Raw genomic sequence first — 14,261 nt, 5'->3', positions numbered from 1 at the left:
GATTACCCTAATTGTACTTTTAATTGTTCGACTAGAAGAGACAGTGCTTTACCGCGATGACTCAATTCACTTTTTCGTTGTTTACTTAACTGAGCCGATGAACATTGCTCGGATTCCACCCAAAAAATAGGATCATATCCAAAGCCATTTTCGCCATTTTGTTGCTCAGTAATGATACCTTCCCAAGTGCCTTGGCAAATAATCGGTGTAGGGTCGAGCTCATGGCGCATATAAACTAAAACACACTGAAAACGAGCGCTACGCTGTGCCTCGCCAACGCCTTCTAATTTATTAAGAAGTAAATCTATATTGTCTTGATCGCTAGCCTGTTCGCTAGCAAAACGTGCAGAGTAAATTCCTGGCTGGCCATTTAAGAAGTCGACTTCTAACCCAGAATCATCCGCAATAGCTGGCAACCCAGTTACTTTTGATGCATGGCGTGCTTTAATAATGGCGTTTTCAACAAAAGTTGTCCCAGTTTCCGGCACTTCGCTCACTTCAAAATGACTTTGCGGTAATACCTCAATAGAGAAGCTATTTAATAGCTCACTCATTTCTTTTACTTTGCCTTTATTACCCGTTGCTAATACCCATTGTTTGTTCATTTATTTACTCCACGTAAAATTTATGTTGGAATTTTAATCTATGTGTTTTGTCCTGTGCTTTTATTTGTACATCAAATTTCACAATTTCTTCGTTGGTAAAAGGGTAGCTTGCAATATAATAAATGGATTTCCCTCTACAATTTTTTTAAATTTGAGTTGTGTTGTTTGCCCAATAAGATTACGCCCACTGCCAATCAGGTTTGCTTCAATAGGCATTGATTTTTGTGTTTTATCAAGCACAGAAATATTAACTAAGCCAATATATTTACTTCGCTCTAGGCCATATTGAGTCGCAACTTGAGGAGTAAGAAAAGCTGAGGGAAGGGCAATATAGTGTACTTCTAAATTGGCGAAATCTTGCTTCTGTTCAGCAAAGCTTGTTAAGCTAAATAGCATTAAAAGTGTGGTCAAAAAGGTTTTCAACATATGGCATCCTTAAAATCGTATTAGGTGGAAATGTATGATACTTGATGAGGCTAGCTCAGCAAGGAAAATGTATTGAGTTGTTCTTTATAACCTAGTTTAAGGCAAGGAAGGAAAATGTTTTGGACTTTTGATACGCACTAATTTATGGCGATTGAGTGCTCCCTTTTCAACAACAATAGCGCCTTTCGCTACTTTGAATTGTTTGCTTAGAAATTTAATCAGATGTTTATTGGCTTTGCCATCAACTGGGGGAGCTGTGATAGCAATTTTTAGCTCATCTCCTAATAAACCAACAAAAGCATCTTTGCTGGCTTTAGGCTGTAAAACAAGACGCAACAATAGATCTTCTGCTTCTTGTTTTACATAGGACTTATCCGTTAATAAGGTAAACATTTAATAAGCTAATTAAAATAATTTAGTTAATAAATCATTTACTAATAGTTCAACAAATTGTAAACCGACTAATACCACAACCATTGATAGGTCTAAACCACCAATAGGTGGAATAAAGCGACGAACCAGGTGCAAGTAAAGGTTCACTTAGCTGAATCATAACCGCTTCAATTGGGTTTTGTCCTTTACTGATCCAACTTAAAATTGCGCGTAATACCAGTACCCAGAAAATCAGTTTGAATACCGCTGTTAATAAAATAATTAAGCCAGAAACGGTAATAATGGTTGGATTAACAGTCGCATTTACCATGAAGCTTAATACCACCACCTTTAAACAGGCAATTACAAAACCAAACAGAATAGTTGCACTATCCCAGCCACCTAAGCTTGGAATAAAGCGACGTAACGGGCCAACAATAGGTTGTGTTGCTTTAACCACGAATTGACTAAATGGATTATAAAAATCTGCGCGTGCCACCTGTAACCAAACACGCAATAAAATGATCATGATGTACAGATCAAATACAGTATGAATTAGAAAATTTACTGAGTTCATATGTTGTTTTACCCTCTATTAAAATAAAGATTCCATTTCTTCACCACGGTCAGATGTCGCTTGCATCGCCTTAGCGACAATTTCTGGTAAGCCTGAATCATTAAAGGTATTTAATGCAGTCATGCGGTTGTGCCACCCTTTGAGGTTACATTTTCACGTAATTTTCCGATGCTCAATTGTGGATTATTTTTAACCATTTCAGCGCTACCAAGTGCGGTTTGTAGAACCAGTTTTCTTGCTTCTTCATCAGTAAAACCCATTTCTTGTGCTTTGTTATGCATCGCTTCCATAAATAGGAAGAAATAAGCAGGGCCTGAGCCTGAAGTCGCAGTAACAGCATCTATCATGTTTTCTTGTTCAACCCAAAGTACTTCACCAACTGCTTGCATTAATTGTCCTGCAAAGTCTTTGTTTTCTGTATTTACCTGAGATGAAGCAAATAAACCTGTCATGCCTTTTTGTAATAGCGATGGTGTATTTGGCATGGTACGAATAACCGGAGTATTCTCGCCAAGCAGAGATTGTAAACGTCTAACTGATACGCCAGCAAGCAATAGAAAGCACTAGTTTATTACTAAAATCAATACCTGCATCTGCTAAGTCTTGGCAAACAGTTGCCATAATTTGTGGCTTCACAGCTAATACAATCACTTCTGCCCAACGTGCTGATTCAATATTATCTTGGCTACTATTTATGGAAAATTGCTTTACAAGTTTATCGGTTGCTTCTGTTCTTGGCTCACTTGCACAGATGGCTTCACTCGGATAACCATCTGAAACTAAACCGCTAATAATGCTTGATGCCATGTTGCCTGCGCCAATAAACGTAATTTTTTTGTGTAGCATGTTAATCCCTAGTTAGATTTAATTATGTATCATTGTCGAAAAATGCATATTTACAGAACGTCTTGCTTTCGCACTACGTTGTTAAATTGCTTATCTCTGAGCATGTGTGGTGTATAAAACTGTTGCTAGTATTTGTGTTTTGTTAAGAGATAATTAATCCCTTGCACCAAAAATATCGGTACCAATTCGTACCATAGTACTACCACATTTTATCGCACTTTCTAAGTCTCCGCTCATTCCCATGGAGAGTGTATCAACTTCTGAGTATAAGATTTGCAGTTTCTGATAAATGTTATGGAGTTCATCAAATTGTTTTTCAAGGTGCTGAAGATTTTCTGTCTTCTGTGGTATCGCCATAATTCCACGTAATTTTAAGCGAGGAAGATCACTAACTTGTGAAGCAAGGTCAATTACTTGTGATAAAGTAGTACCTGACTTGCTCGCTTCTCCGCTAATATTAACCTGCAAACAAATATTGAGTGCGGGTAAATGATCTGGTCGTTGATCATTTAGGCGTTGTGCGATTTTTAAGCGGTCTACACTTTGTACCCAGTCGAAGTTTTCTGCGACGGGGCGTGTTTTATTTGATTGTAATGGTCCGATAAAATACCAGACAATAGGATCTTGAAAGTCATCATCTAATTTAATTGTTTGAATTTTTTCTACGCTTTCTTGCACATAGTTTTCGCCAAAATGGCGTAATCCAGCAAGGTATGCTTCTTTAATTAATTGGATGGGTTTAGTTTTACTCACTGCTAATAATTGAATTTCATGCTCATTACGGTGTACTTGCGTGGTCGCATGAGTTATTTTCTGAGTAACTTTATTTATTTGTTTTTGTATATTAGTCATTTTAATAGGATTTTAGATTATGGATATCACGGAATTATTAGCTTTTAGTGTAAAGCATAATGCATCAGATCTACACCTTTCTGCTGGAGTACCTCCAATGATTCGAGTAGATGGTGAGGTACGTAAGGTAAATGTACCTGCACTAGAGCATAAAGAGGTACATAGTTTAATTTATGACATCATGAATGACAAACAACGTAAAGATTTTGAAGAACAACTAGAAACTGACTTTTCCTTTGAAATTCCAGATCTTGCACGTTTCCGTGTAAATGCTTTTAATCAACAGCGTGGAGCGGGCGCCGTATTTCGTACCATTCCTAGTAAAGTATTAACCCTTGAGGATTTAGGTGCACCAGATATTTTCAAAAAAATCTCTGATTACCCACGTGGCTTAGTATTAGTGACGGGACCAACGGGTTCGGGTAAATCAACAACTTTAGCGGCCATGATTGATTATATTAATGATAGTCGTCATGAACATATCTTAACTATTGAAGATCCGATAGAATTCGTACATAAGACTAAAAAGTCATTGATTAATCAACGAGAAGTCTTTAAAGATACCCATAGTTTTGATGCGACATTGCGTAGTGCGTTACGTGAAGATCCCGATGTTATTCTTGTTGGTGAGTTACGTGACTTAGAAACCATTCGTTTAGCCTTAACCGCGGCTGAAACGGGGCATTTAGTTTTTGGTACTTTGCATACAACCTCGGTCGCTAAAACCATAGACCGTGTGATAGATGTATTTCCGGCTGAAGAAAAAAGTATGGTGCGTTCTATGTTATCTGAATCATTACGTGCGGTTATTTCACAAACGCTGTTGAAAAAGAATGGCGGTGGACGAGTTGTCGCCCATGAAATTATGATTGGTATTCCTGCAATCCGTAACTTAGTGCGTGAAGATAAAATTGCACAAATGTATTCTGTGATCCAAACAGGGATGGTACATGGCATGCAGACACTGGATCAATGTTTACGTAACCTTGTTAGTCGAGGTGAAGTTTCACATGCAGATGCGGCGCAAAAGTCTGCGGATCCGAAAACATTTTAACCTGAATTAACGCTTAATCAGATGTATTAGGAAAATAAGGTAAATTATTATGTTGCAAAAATTACTCTCACAAATCGATGAGCATAAAGCGTCAGATCTTTATATTTCTGTTGGTTTGCCTGCTACGATGAAATTACATGGAGCTCTGCAATCGCTGACTAAGCATAACCTTGATGAAGAGCAAGTGTTGGCTTTGCTAAAAGAAGCGATGGGAGAATCTCGATTTATTGAATTTCAGCAAAGCAAAGAAGCAAACTATGCTATCAATGGTGTGGGTTCAGGTCGCTTTCGTTTAAGTGCTTTTATGCAAAAAGAAGAGCCTGGCATGGTTATTCGTCGTATTGAAGGTAAAATCCCTAGCTTTGAAGAGTTAAATTTACCTTCACAGCTAAAAGAAACCTGCATGATGCATCGAGGCTTGATCTTATCTGTAGGTGCAACTGGATCAGGTAAATCGACCACACAAGCGGCTATGATAGGTTATCGTAATCAAAATGCTTCAGGGCATATCTTAACCATTGAAGATCCTATTGAATTTGTGCATCAACATGGTACTAGTGTTGTAACTCAACGAGAAGTTGGCATTGATACTGCTTCCTTTGAAACTGCCCTTAAAAACTCTTTACGCCAAGCCCCTGATGTTATTCTAATCGGTGAAATTCGTACTCGTGAAACCATGGAATTTGCATTGGTTTTCTCTGAAACGGGGCATCTTTGTATGGCAACACTACACGCCAACAATGCCAACCAAGCATTAGAGAGAATTTTACATTTAGTGCCTAAGGAAAGACATCGTCAGTTTTTATTTGATCTTTCTGTTAACCTACGTGCAGTGGTTGCTCAGCAACTTATTCCAACGGTTGATGGTAAATCAAGACGGGTACGCCTTTGAGATTCTATTTAATACACCGACAATGGCCGAAGCAATACGTAAAGGGCAACTTCATACCCTTAAAGAAATAATGGTAAATTCCGCCGATCATGGTATGCAAACCTTTGACCAAGCATTGTTTAATCTCTATGAGCAAGGCGTGATTGGTTATTCAGAGACCATTGCACATGCCGATTCTGCAAATGATGTTCGCTTAATGATAAAATTGGACTCCACTGAAGGACGTAAGGCGTTTGGTGGGCATATGCTAGATGATATAACACTTGATTATTAAAACAGCATAAGTATAAAGATAGATAAGTTCTATTTATTAATCTTTCAATAAACGCCTTTCGAGGCGTTTTCGCTTTAGGAAAAAAATGCTAATTGTACTGTCACCCGCTAAAACTCTCGATTTTGAAACGAGTGCCCCTACGACTGAATATTCACAGGCATCGTTATTGTCAGAAAGTGAGTTGCTTATTAAGCAATGCCAAACACTTTCAATGCAGGATATTGCTTCATTAATGAAAGTTAGTGATAAAATTGCCGGCCTAAATGTTGCTCGTTTTGCTGATTGGAAACAACCTTTAACAACTGATACCGCTAAACAAGCCTTATTTGCTTTTAAGGGCGATGTTTACACTGGATTACAAGCTGAAACATTAGCGCCTAAAGTTTTAAGCTATGCTCAACAGCATCTGCGCATTCTTTCTGGCTTGTATGGTTTATTAAAGCCTCTTGACTTAATGTTGGCATACCGTTTGGAAATGGGTATTAAATTAGCGAATGAAAGGGGCGATAACTTATACCAATTCTGGGGCGATTTGATTACTGTTGAAATTAATAAAGCATTAAAAGCACAGGGCGATTCTGTGTTAATTAATCTTGCTTCTAATGAATACTTTAAAGCAGTGAAGAAAAAACACTTCAAGGTGACATTATTACCCCTATTTTTAAAGATCAAAAAAATGGGCAGTATAAAGTGATTAGCTTTTATGCGAAAAAAGCACGTGGTTTAATGGCACGTTATATCTTAGAAAATGAAATCACAGAAGTAGGGCAATTAAAAGGCTTTGATGTTGATGGGTACTACTTTGTAAGCGCAGACTCTAGCGCGACAGATTTAGTCTTTTATCGAGATGAAAAATAAAACAGCAAGGCTCGAAGGCTGAATGCTAGAAGGTTAGATGTTTCTTGCCTTCTAGCTTAAAGCCTTTAAGCTTTAATTCTCTTCAGTTTCTTTCTTTGGCCCTTTACCTGCCCAACTTGGTTTGCCCTTTGACTTTTTAGTGCGGTGACGTTGCTTACCTATATCTTCTTTTTTCTTTTGGCGTTTGGCTTTTTGTTGTTCTTTTAACTCTTGCTCACGCGCTCTGCCTTTTTTAGTAACTGGCTTTTTAGGTTTACGTTGGCTTACTTTTGCTTCTTTATTAGTTGGTCGCAATGATTTAATCACGCGACGTTTTAAGATTTGATCCGTATAACGCTCAACCTTAGACAGAATATCGATATCATGTGCTTCAATTAAAGAAATCGCCGTGCCTTTTTTACCGCCTCGTGCTGGTTCGACCAATGCGGTGTACATAAATATCGGCACTACGTGGCATATCATAATTAATAACATGAGTAATATCCGGTACATCAATACCACGTGCGACCACATCCGTTGCAATCAGAATATTGATCGAACCTTCTTTGAACTGGCGTAAAGACTCATTACGTTTATCCTGATCCATTTCGCCACGTAGGTAGTTACAGCGAATATTCATTTCAGCAAGTTGCGATACTAACTCAGTTAAACGCTCACGTGTTTTAACAAACACAATCATTTTCTGAACTTGCTCATGAAGGGGTTCTTGTTGCAATATAGTCGCTAGCAATTTTAATTTATGCTCTGCATCATCAGCTAGGTGAACCCACTGCAAAATTTTACCACTTTCACGTCGTGTCACTTCAGCAGTTAGCTGTGCAGGGTTATTTAAAATATCGCGTGAAAACTCGCGTAATCCTTTTCCTTCTAATGTCGCAGAAAATAAGGAAGTATGCTTACGCCAGCGAGTTTCACCGGCAATTCTATCCATGGTATCGATAAAACCCATATCAAGCATGCGGTCAGCTTCATCAAGCACTAGGGTTTCTACTTCACGGCAATCAAAGGCTTCAGCTTCGATGTATTCCATTAGGCGTCCTGGGGTGGCAATGACGATGTCAACATTTGACATGATCACATCTTCTTGCTCTTGATAGGAAATACCACCAATTATATTGCCAACAACCAATTCAGTGCCTTTACAAAGGCTTTGTGCAACTTCACTTATTTGTACTGCAAGCTCACGTGTTGGTGTCAGTATTAAAATACGTGCAGAGCCATTTTTACGGCGAGGGAAGTCAATTAACCTTTGTACGGCTGGTAATAAAAAAGCTAAGGTTTTACCTGTCCCCGTTGGAGCACTAGCCATAATATCTTGCTCATCCATTGCAACAGGGATAGCAAGAGTTTGAATGCTTGTTGGACGAGTATGGCCCATGCTAGAAAGGGCGTTTAAAAGGTGTTGGTCAAGTTCAAGCGATTCAAAAGACATGGTGTTTCCAATAAAATAAGGGCTTAAGTAATATTTGGGGTAGTATAAAACAAATCCCGATAAATCGGGATTTTTTCACATTAAAAATAGGTTTAATTAAAACACGTCTTTATAACGTTCATTGACGGCGATAATTTGATCTTGGATTTTTTTGAATGCGACGAACAACTTTCGGGTCAAAATGTTTGCCATCTTGGTTATATATGAACTGTATTACTTCTTCCATTGGCCAGGCTTTTTTATAACAACGATCGTGTGCTAATGCATCAAACACATCTGCTAGGGAAGCAATACGGCCTATAAGATTAATTTCTTCACCTTTAAGTCCGTTAGGATAACCTGTTCCATCCCACTTCTCATGATGCTGATGGCTGATAATAGTCGCATATTTTAATATGTCTTGATTAGAGTAACGTACTAATTCGTAACCAATTTCTACATGTGATTGCATTATTTTCCACTCTTCAGGAGTAAATGAACCGGGTTTATGCAAAATATGGTCTGGTATACCTATTTTCCCTAAATCATGAAGGGGGATGCTGATTTTATTTTTTCTGATTCAGCAACACTGAAACCAAGTTCTAATGCCAAAATTCGGGAAATTTCAGAAACACGTCTAACATGGTTACCCGTTTCTTTGGATTTTTGCTCAATGGCTTCACCTAATAAATAAACAATTTCTCGTTGACCTTCATCAAGCTCATGGCGCAATTCTTCATTATCGAAGGAGGTTTTGGTATTACTGGCAAACAGATCGATGAGAGAAATATCTTCGCTTAAGAAAGGTGCTAGGCCTTTTAAGTATAAGATAATGGTTTTTTCTGAACTGCTTTTAATATTTAAAACAAATGAGTTTTCATGATAAATATGACGATCTTCTGCAATACTTTGTGAGATTAATATAGAAGGTGCATCAGGCAGATTTTCAATATCATTAATGCCCTTAAGATATGTAAATTCACCACGTGTTTCAAGTAATTGAAAAACATCGTTATCACAGTATATACCCAGTGCAGATAAATTATATTCGGGCATCTTTGTGCATTGAGCAACCAGTTTAGAAAGGTAATTAACGGTAACGTTGATCAATGATTCATAGGTTAAAGCATCAAAAAGAACACTAGATGACTCGATAACAAGTTCTAGGCCTCTTTTGTTTTTCTTTAGGCTTACAATGTTCTGATATGAACGTAATGTCGTACACATTAAAGTGTCGAGCTTGATACCACTTAATTCTGTTTTATTTTTATAATCAGATATTTCATATTCGCGAATTATTTTACGCTCAGGGGCTTGCCCTGGTTGACCGGTACGCAAAACGATACGTGTTGCTTTGTTATTAAGTTCATTACGAATAGTATCAATAAGGCGCAAACCCGCATCGTCAGTTTCCATAACAACGTCAATAAGTGCAACTGCAATATCATCGTGCTCCATAAAGAATTGCTCTGCTTCATAGGCGGAGTAAGCACTGAGAAAATGTAAAGGGGTATCATCCCATTCAAAATTTGAAAGGACAAGTTTGGTAACGGCATGTACTTCTTCATCATCATCAACAATTAACACCTTCCAGGGTGATAAATGAAGTGAAATCGGGTCATCCACGTTAGTCACATCATCTTCTATAAAAAGAAGATCATTATCATTCATAAATATGTCTCGAAAATGTTATTTAAAAATCGAAAATAGGCATAAAATCATATATTTGATAAATCTATTGGTAGATAAACAAGTTTATCAATAATTATACTTTAAATTGTAAAAGTGTGTTGATACGCTTTTATTGCCATTTGTGATTAAATTCACATCATTGTTGTTTGTATTATTTTACGTGTCTAATTTAAAACTTTAGACGTTTTATTATTTATTACTATAAAGATTTAAAAAGGGCTTATTGTGTTTGATATTAAACCTATTGCAAAAAAATTATCAGCTTCATTTATCAGCGATGTGCAAAGCATAATTGACTTGAAAACAAAACCTCAAGGCAGTCTTGGCATGCTAGAAGAGGTTGCTTGTAAAATTGCCCATATTCAGCATAGCCTATCTATTGAGATTAATCAGCCTAGTTTATATATTTTTGCCGCTGATCATGGCATTGCGGAGGAAGGTGTGAGTTTATTTCCTCAAGCTGTTACAGAGCAAATGGTACTTAACTTCTTGTCAGGTGGGGTCGCGGTTAACTGTTTTGCTAGTCAACATCAATTAGATTTACATATTGTGAATGCAGGCGTGAGTTGTGATTTTAATATTAAAAATAATAAATTTATTAATCATCCGATTGCAAAAGGTACTAATAACTTCTTAAAAACGGAGGCAATGACTGAAGTTCAATGTCAACTTGCATTAAAAAAAGGTGCGGATATTGTAGAGGCTAAATTTGCTGAAGGTTGTAATGTCATCGGTTTTGGAGAAATGGGAATTGCTAATACGACCTCTGCGGTACGCCATTATGGCATCACTATTAGGCCTCTCTGGTTTGGTTTGTTGCGGAAGAGGAACAGGAGTTGATGAACAAGGTGTAAAACACAAAGCGCAGGTGGTTGAACAATCGATTGCTTTTCATAAATTAAATAATGCTCCAGTTCTAGAGGTAATACAAAAAGTAGGTGGATTTGAAATTGTGATGATGATTGGCGCAATGTTAAAAGCGACTTGAACTGTCAATGTTAGTTTTGGTAGATGGTTTTATTTGCTCTGTGGTTGCGCTTGCAAGCAAGTAAAATGAATGAGAATTTTTTAGATTACACACAATTTTGCCATCAATCTAAGGAACAAGCGCATCAGTTGTTGTTAAATCATTTAAATGTTAAACCTTTATTGGATTTAGGATTACGTTTGGGAGAAGGTTCGGGTGTTGCCGTTGCTTTCCCTCTAATTGTTTCTGCCGCAACTTTTTTTAACGAAATGGCTTCCTTTGCCGATGCTGGTGTATCGCAAAGTGAGTAATTTTAATGGTTCTTTTATGAGTGGGTTGAATAGCAGATTAAAGTCACAAGTTACTTTGTTTTTTTATGCGCTTTCATATTTTACGCGAATTCCTATTCCTGCTTATATTACTTTTAACGAGAAAGAGTTTCATAAAGCTAATGCATATTTTCCTCTCGTTGGGGTATTAATTGCCTGCTTGATGAGTGTGTTTTTTTATCTTTGTCATTTGTTTTTGTCACTTCAAATAAGTCTTATTTTAATGTTAGTTGTTTCGTTATTATTGACGGGGGCGTTACATGAAGATGGTTTTGCTGATTGTTGTGATGGATTTGGTGGTGGATATAACGCCAAACAGCGTTTAAAAATCATGAAGGATAGCCAAATAGGCAGTTATGGCGGGATTGCTTTAGTTCTATTATTGTTACTTAAATATAACTTATTATTGGAATTAGCAGAAATAGCACCGAGTACTCTGTGCCTTAGTTTAGTGATAGCACACACAATAAGCCGCTACGGTACTTTATGTGTGATGCAAAGTATGCCCTACGTACGCCTGGAGCAAGATGGTAAGGTGCAAGCCTTATCTAAAAAATTACCCGCTAAATACTTCTTTTTTACCTCATTAAATATTTTGTTCGTGATTTTTTTATTGCCTGTAAATACAATTTTGAGCTTGCTGTTGTTTGTTGTAGTGACCATTTTATTATTAGGTAAATGGTTTAAAAGGTCTTTAGGAGGTTATACCGGTGATTGTCTTGGTTTCTCACAACAATCATTGGAAATACTTATTTTAATCATTCTGACTGTATTGCTCGTTTAATGACTAAGCACCTAGATATTTATTTTCTTCGTCATACAGAGCCTTTGATTGATGCTGGGATCTGTTATGGGCAATTAGATTGTGATGTTAATGAAGATTATGCTGAGCAACTATTAAAAATTAAAAAATTCTTTCAAACAAAGAGTATTGATGCAATTTATAGTAGCCCGTTATTGCGTTGTGCAAAGTTGGCTGAGGATCTGGCAGTTATAAAAAATGGGTTAGCTGTTCGTTACCTTGCATCTTTAAAAGAGATAAATTTTGGTGATTGGGAAGGAATGAAGTGGGATGATATTCCTCGTATTGAAATTGATAAATGGAATAATAACCGCTTACATTTCAAATTTCCTAATGGCGAATCTCCCAGGGAATTTACCCAGCGAGTGTTAGTCGCATACTCAGGATTACAACCTACTAGTCACTCTTTACAAAGGAAGAAAACGGTCATTGTAGTTGTTGCACATGCTGGCGTTATTCGTACCTTGCTGGCTAATATATTAGCCTTAACTTTTGACCAATCTCTTAATATCAGTCTTGATAAGCCTTCTATTTCATGCTGTTCATTTAAAGATAATGAACTTGATTGCTATGATATTAATATCCCTCTAGTGGAATAAATATTGATAAGCAAATGTCTTTTCTAATAAGTGATCAGTAACCATGTTGCCCTTGGTTTAACGCTGTTTTTCATTCTTTCCCTGTGTTAGTATCGCGCGAAATTTATCTTAATAACGCGTTAGGGAAGGGTTAAATGTTACAAAAATATAAACTAGTCAGTGCGTTGCTGGCATTTTTTTCTGTGTTTTTCTCATCGACATTATGGGCAAGTAGTGGTGAGACAATTGATTTAACGTCACACGGAATTGGCTATGCGACTCTATTGATTTTTGGTATCGCTTACTGCCTAGTGATGCTAGAAGATGTTATCCATTTACGTAAATCTAAACCCGTTTTAGTAGTCGCGGGTTGTATTTGGGCAATGATTGGTTTTTATTATTCACAACATGGCATGAGTCATGATGCTGAAGCGACCTTCCGTCATAATCTATTAGAATACGCTGAGTTATTCTTTTTCTTATTAGTCGCAATGACTTATATCAATGCGATGGAAGAGCGAAAATTATTTGATGCACTTCGCGCTTGGATGGTTAATAAAGGTTTCACTCTACGTAATATTTTCTGGCTAACGGGTATTTTAGCCTTCTTTATTTCACCCATTGCGGATAATTTAACGACAGCACTATTAATGTGTGCAATTGTTATGAAAGTAGGTGGTTCTAATCATAAGTTTGTTGCTATTGCCTGTATTAATATTGTTGTTGCGACTAATGCTGGTGGTGCTTTTAGCCCGTTTGGTGATATTACAACCCTGATGGTTTGGCAGAAAGGTATGGTGCCATTTGCTGACTTTTTCCAATTGTTGATACCATCTGCGGTTAATTTCTTGGTACCTGCGATTATTATGAATTTTTATATTTCCACTGAAATTGCGAAAGGAGATGGCGAAGTTGTTCATATGAAACCAGGGGCGATGCGTATTGTTGGTCTGTTCTTATTAACTATTTTCTTTGCGGTAATGGGTCATTCTTTCTTAGGTATGCCTCCAGTACTAGGCATGATGACAGGTCTAGGCTGTCTTCAATTCTTTGCCTTTTATTTACGTAAAACCCATAAAAAACATTATAATGCGCCTATTGCGCGTACTAAAGATATCAAAGAGCACGAACGCTTACGCAATCTAGGTGATGGTGCTCCCTTTGATATTTTCGGTAAGGTTGCTAAGGCAGAATGGGATACATTGTTATTCTTCTATGGTGTGGTTGTTTGTGTCGGCGGACTTGGCTTCATTGGTTATTTAAGTATGGTTTCCCATGCTATGTATGCTGATCCTGCGTTTATAACTTGGGCAAATATTTTAGTTGGTGTGCTTTCTGCTATTGTAGATAATATTCCGGTTATGTTTGCAGTTTTAAGCATGGAGCCAGTAATGAGTGAAGGTCAATGGTTATTAGTTACCCTGACAGCGGGTGTAGGCGGTAGTATGTTATCAATCGGTTCGGTCGCCGGTGTTGCATTAATGGGACAAGCTCGAGGTATATACACCTTTGGTGCACACATGAAATGGATGCCTGTGATAGCCTTAGGTTATGTTGCAAGTATTTATGCTCATCTACTAGTCAATGCAGACTTATTTACTCACTAATTTTCTATTTTAACCCTTGTCTTTAGGGGTTAAAAAACAATTAAAACGCGAGATATGACTTTTGTCTGTCTCGCGTTTTTGTTTTACACTCTCAAAATTATTATTCCTTTGGACGACTA

The 14,261-nt window shown here is 37.3% G+C and carries 12 protein-coding genes and 6 pseudogenes; 9 read left to right on the top strand and 9 right to left on the bottom strand.

Translation table 11 applies throughout. The features are described 5' to 3' along the window. Positions 1-2 precede the first annotated feature (2 nt). From rdgB to ACLKMH_RS00475, 6 genes and pseudogenes are all read right to left on the bottom strand, one after another. Complete coding sequence (gene rdgB, locus ACLKMH_RS00500; RefSeq protein WP_413700419.1) at positions 3-605, bottom strand: RdgB/HAM1 family non-canonical purine NTP pyrophosphatase; 603 nt, start codon at positions 603-605, stop codon at positions 3-5. A gap of 4 nt (positions 606-609) precedes the next feature. Then, a pseudogene (locus ACLKMH_RS00495) lies at positions 610-1,001 on the bottom strand (DUF4426 domain-containing protein). A gap of 126 nt (positions 1,002-1,127) precedes the next feature. After that, positions 1,128-1,424 carry a DUF167 family protein YggU gene (gene yggU / locus ACLKMH_RS00490; protein ID WP_413700418.1) on the bottom strand — a complete coding sequence of 99 codons (297 nt, stop codon included), beginning with the start codon at positions 1,422-1,424 and terminating at the stop codon, positions 1,128-1,130. A gap of 12 nt (positions 1,425-1,436) precedes the next feature. Beyond that, positions 1,437-1,980, bottom strand: a pseudogene (locus tag ACLKMH_RS00485) (YggT family protein). Between the two features lie 18 nt (positions 1,981-1,998). Further along, a pseudogene (proC, locus tag ACLKMH_RS00480) lies at positions 1,999-2,826 on the bottom strand (pyrroline-5-carboxylate reductase). A gap of 153 nt (positions 2,827-2,979) precedes the next feature. Further along, positions 2,980-3,678, bottom strand: a complete 699-nt coding sequence (locus ACLKMH_RS00475) for a YggS family pyridoxal phosphate-dependent enzyme (protein WP_413700417.1) — start codon at positions 3,676-3,678, stop codon at positions 2,980-2,982. Between the two features lie 19 nt (positions 3,679-3,697). Between ACLKMH_RS00475 and ACLKMH_RS00470 the strand changes: the two genes are divergently transcribed. The 3 genes and pseudogenes from ACLKMH_RS00470 (at position 3,698) to yaaA (ending at position 6,756) form a co-directional block, all read left to right on the top strand. After that, positions 3,698-4,732, top strand: a complete 1,035-nt coding sequence (locus tag ACLKMH_RS00470) for a type IV pilus twitching motility protein PilT (RefSeq protein ID WP_413700416.1) — start codon at positions 3,698-3,700, stop codon at positions 4,730-4,732. A 49-nt stretch (positions 4,733-4,781) separates the two neighbouring features. Then, a pseudogene (locus tag ACLKMH_RS00465) lies at positions 4,782-5,898 on the top strand (PilT/PilU family type 4a pilus ATPase). A gap of 85 nt (positions 5,899-5,983) precedes the next feature. After that, positions 5,984-6,756 (top strand): annotated as a pseudogene (gene yaaA, locus ACLKMH_RS00460) (peroxide stress protein YaaA). Positions 6,757-6,828: 72 nt separating this feature from the next. Here the strand turns inward: yaaA and srmB are convergent. The 3 genes and pseudogenes from srmB to ACLKMH_RS00445 form a co-directional block, all read right to left on the bottom strand. After that, a pseudogene (gene srmB / locus ACLKMH_RS00455) lies at positions 6,829-8,188 on the bottom strand (ATP-dependent RNA helicase SrmB). A 118-nt stretch (positions 8,189-8,306) separates the two neighbouring features. Further along, positions 8,307-8,681 carry an HD-GYP domain-containing protein gene (locus tag ACLKMH_RS00450; RefSeq protein ID WP_413700415.1) on the bottom strand — a complete coding sequence of 125 codons (375 nt, stop codon included), beginning with the start codon at positions 8,679-8,681 and terminating at the stop codon, positions 8,307-8,309. A 26-nt stretch (positions 8,682-8,707) separates the two neighbouring features. Beyond that, a complete protein-coding gene (locus ACLKMH_RS00445; RefSeq protein WP_413700414.1) occupies positions 8,708-9,838 on the bottom strand; it encodes a DUF3369 domain-containing protein in 1,131 nt (376 codons plus the stop codon). A gap of 246 nt (positions 9,839-10,084) precedes the next feature. Here ACLKMH_RS00445 and ACLKMH_RS00440 point away from each other — a divergent pair, with 246 nt between their 5' ends. The 6 genes from ACLKMH_RS00440 to nhaD all read left to right on the top strand — a co-directional run bounded on the left by ACLKMH_RS00440 (position 10,085) and on the right by nhaD (position 14,142). Then, positions 10,085-10,699: a nicotinate-nucleotide--dimethylbenzimidazole phosphoribosyltransferase gene (locus ACLKMH_RS00440; protein ID WP_413700413.1), complete on the top strand. Its 615-nt coding sequence runs from the start codon at positions 10,085-10,087 to the stop codon at positions 10,697-10,699. Beyond that, entirely contained in the window at positions 10,641-10,847 is a 207-nt protein-coding gene (locus ACLKMH_RS00435; RefSeq protein ID WP_413700412.1) for a nicotinate-nucleotide--dimethylbenzimidazole phosphoribosyltransferase, read from the top strand. Before ACLKMH_RS00440 ends, ACLKMH_RS00435 begins: the two co-directional genes overlap by 59 nt. Before the next feature lie 23 nt (positions 10,848-10,870). Then, the gene (locus ACLKMH_RS00430; RefSeq protein ID WP_413700411.1) at positions 10,871-11,137 is read left to right on the top strand and encodes a nicotinate-nucleotide--dimethylbenzimidazole phosphoribosyltransferase; all 267 of its coding nucleotides are present in this window, start codon (positions 10,871-10,873) and stop codon (positions 11,135-11,137) included. A 16-nt stretch (positions 11,138-11,153) separates the two neighbouring features. After that, complete coding sequence (locus tag ACLKMH_RS00425; protein ID WP_413700410.1) at positions 11,154-11,939, top strand: adenosylcobinamide-GDP ribazoletransferase; 786 nt, start codon at positions 11,154-11,156, stop codon at positions 11,937-11,939. Further along, positions 11,939-12,556, top strand: a complete 618-nt coding sequence (gene cobC / locus ACLKMH_RS00420; RefSeq protein ID WP_413700409.1) for an alpha-ribazole phosphatase family protein — start codon at positions 11,939-11,941, stop codon at positions 12,554-12,556. Before ACLKMH_RS00425 ends, cobC begins: the two co-directional genes overlap by 1 nt. 134 nt (positions 12,557-12,690) lie before the next feature. Then, entirely contained in the window at positions 12,691-14,142 is a 1,452-nt protein-coding gene (nhaD, locus tag ACLKMH_RS00415; protein WP_413700408.1) for a sodium:proton antiporter NhaD, read from the top strand. The last annotated feature ends 119 nt before the right edge of the window (positions 14,143-14,261 follow it).

Origin of the sequence: Psychromonas sp. KJ10-10, from assembly GCF_047323245.1 — a bacterium.
GTDB lineage: Bacteria > Pseudomonadota > Gammaproteobacteria > Enterobacterales > Psychromonadaceae > Psychromonas.
This window is presented reverse-complemented; position numbering and strand designations above follow the sequence as displayed.

What these genes read in the sequence shown, in the direction of transcription:
- rdgB (WP_413700419.1), bottom strand. Translation starts at nt 605, where the DNA reads ATGAACAAACAATGGGTATTAGCAACGGGTAATAAAGGCAAAGTAAAA.
- yggU (WP_413700418.1), bottom strand. Translation starts at nt 1,424, where the DNA reads ATGTTTACCTTATTAACGGATAAGTCCTATGTAAAACAAGAAGCAGAA.
- ACLKMH_RS00475 (WP_413700417.1), bottom strand. Translation starts at nt 3,678, where the DNA reads ATGACTAATATACAAAAACAAATAAATAAAGTTACTCAGAAAATAACT.
- ACLKMH_RS00470 (WP_413700416.1), top strand. Translation starts at nt 3,698, where the DNA reads ATGGATATCACGGAATTATTAGCTTTTAGTGTAAAGCATAATGCATCA.
- ACLKMH_RS00445 (WP_413700414.1), bottom strand. Translation starts at nt 9,838, where the DNA reads ATGAATGATAATGATCTTCTTTTTATAGAAGATGATGTGACTAACGTG.
- ACLKMH_RS00435 (WP_413700412.1), top strand. Translation starts at nt 10,641, where the DNA reads ATGGCATCACTATTAGGCCTCTCTGGTTTGGTTTGTTGCGGAAGAGGA.
- ACLKMH_RS00430 (WP_413700411.1), top strand. Translation starts at nt 10,871, where the DNA reads ATGGTTTTATTTGCTCTGTGGTTGCGCTTGCAAGCAAGTAAAATGAAT.
- ACLKMH_RS00425 (WP_413700410.1), top strand. Translation starts at nt 11,154, where the DNA reads ATGAGTGGGTTGAATAGCAGATTAAAGTCACAAGTTACTTTGTTTTTT.
- cobC (WP_413700409.1), top strand. Translation starts at nt 11,939, where the DNA reads ATGACTAAGCACCTAGATATTTATTTTCTTCGTCATACAGAGCCTTTG.
- nhaD (WP_413700408.1), top strand. Translation starts at nt 12,691, where the DNA reads ATGTTACAAAAATATAAACTAGTCAGTGCGTTGCTGGCATTTTTTTCT.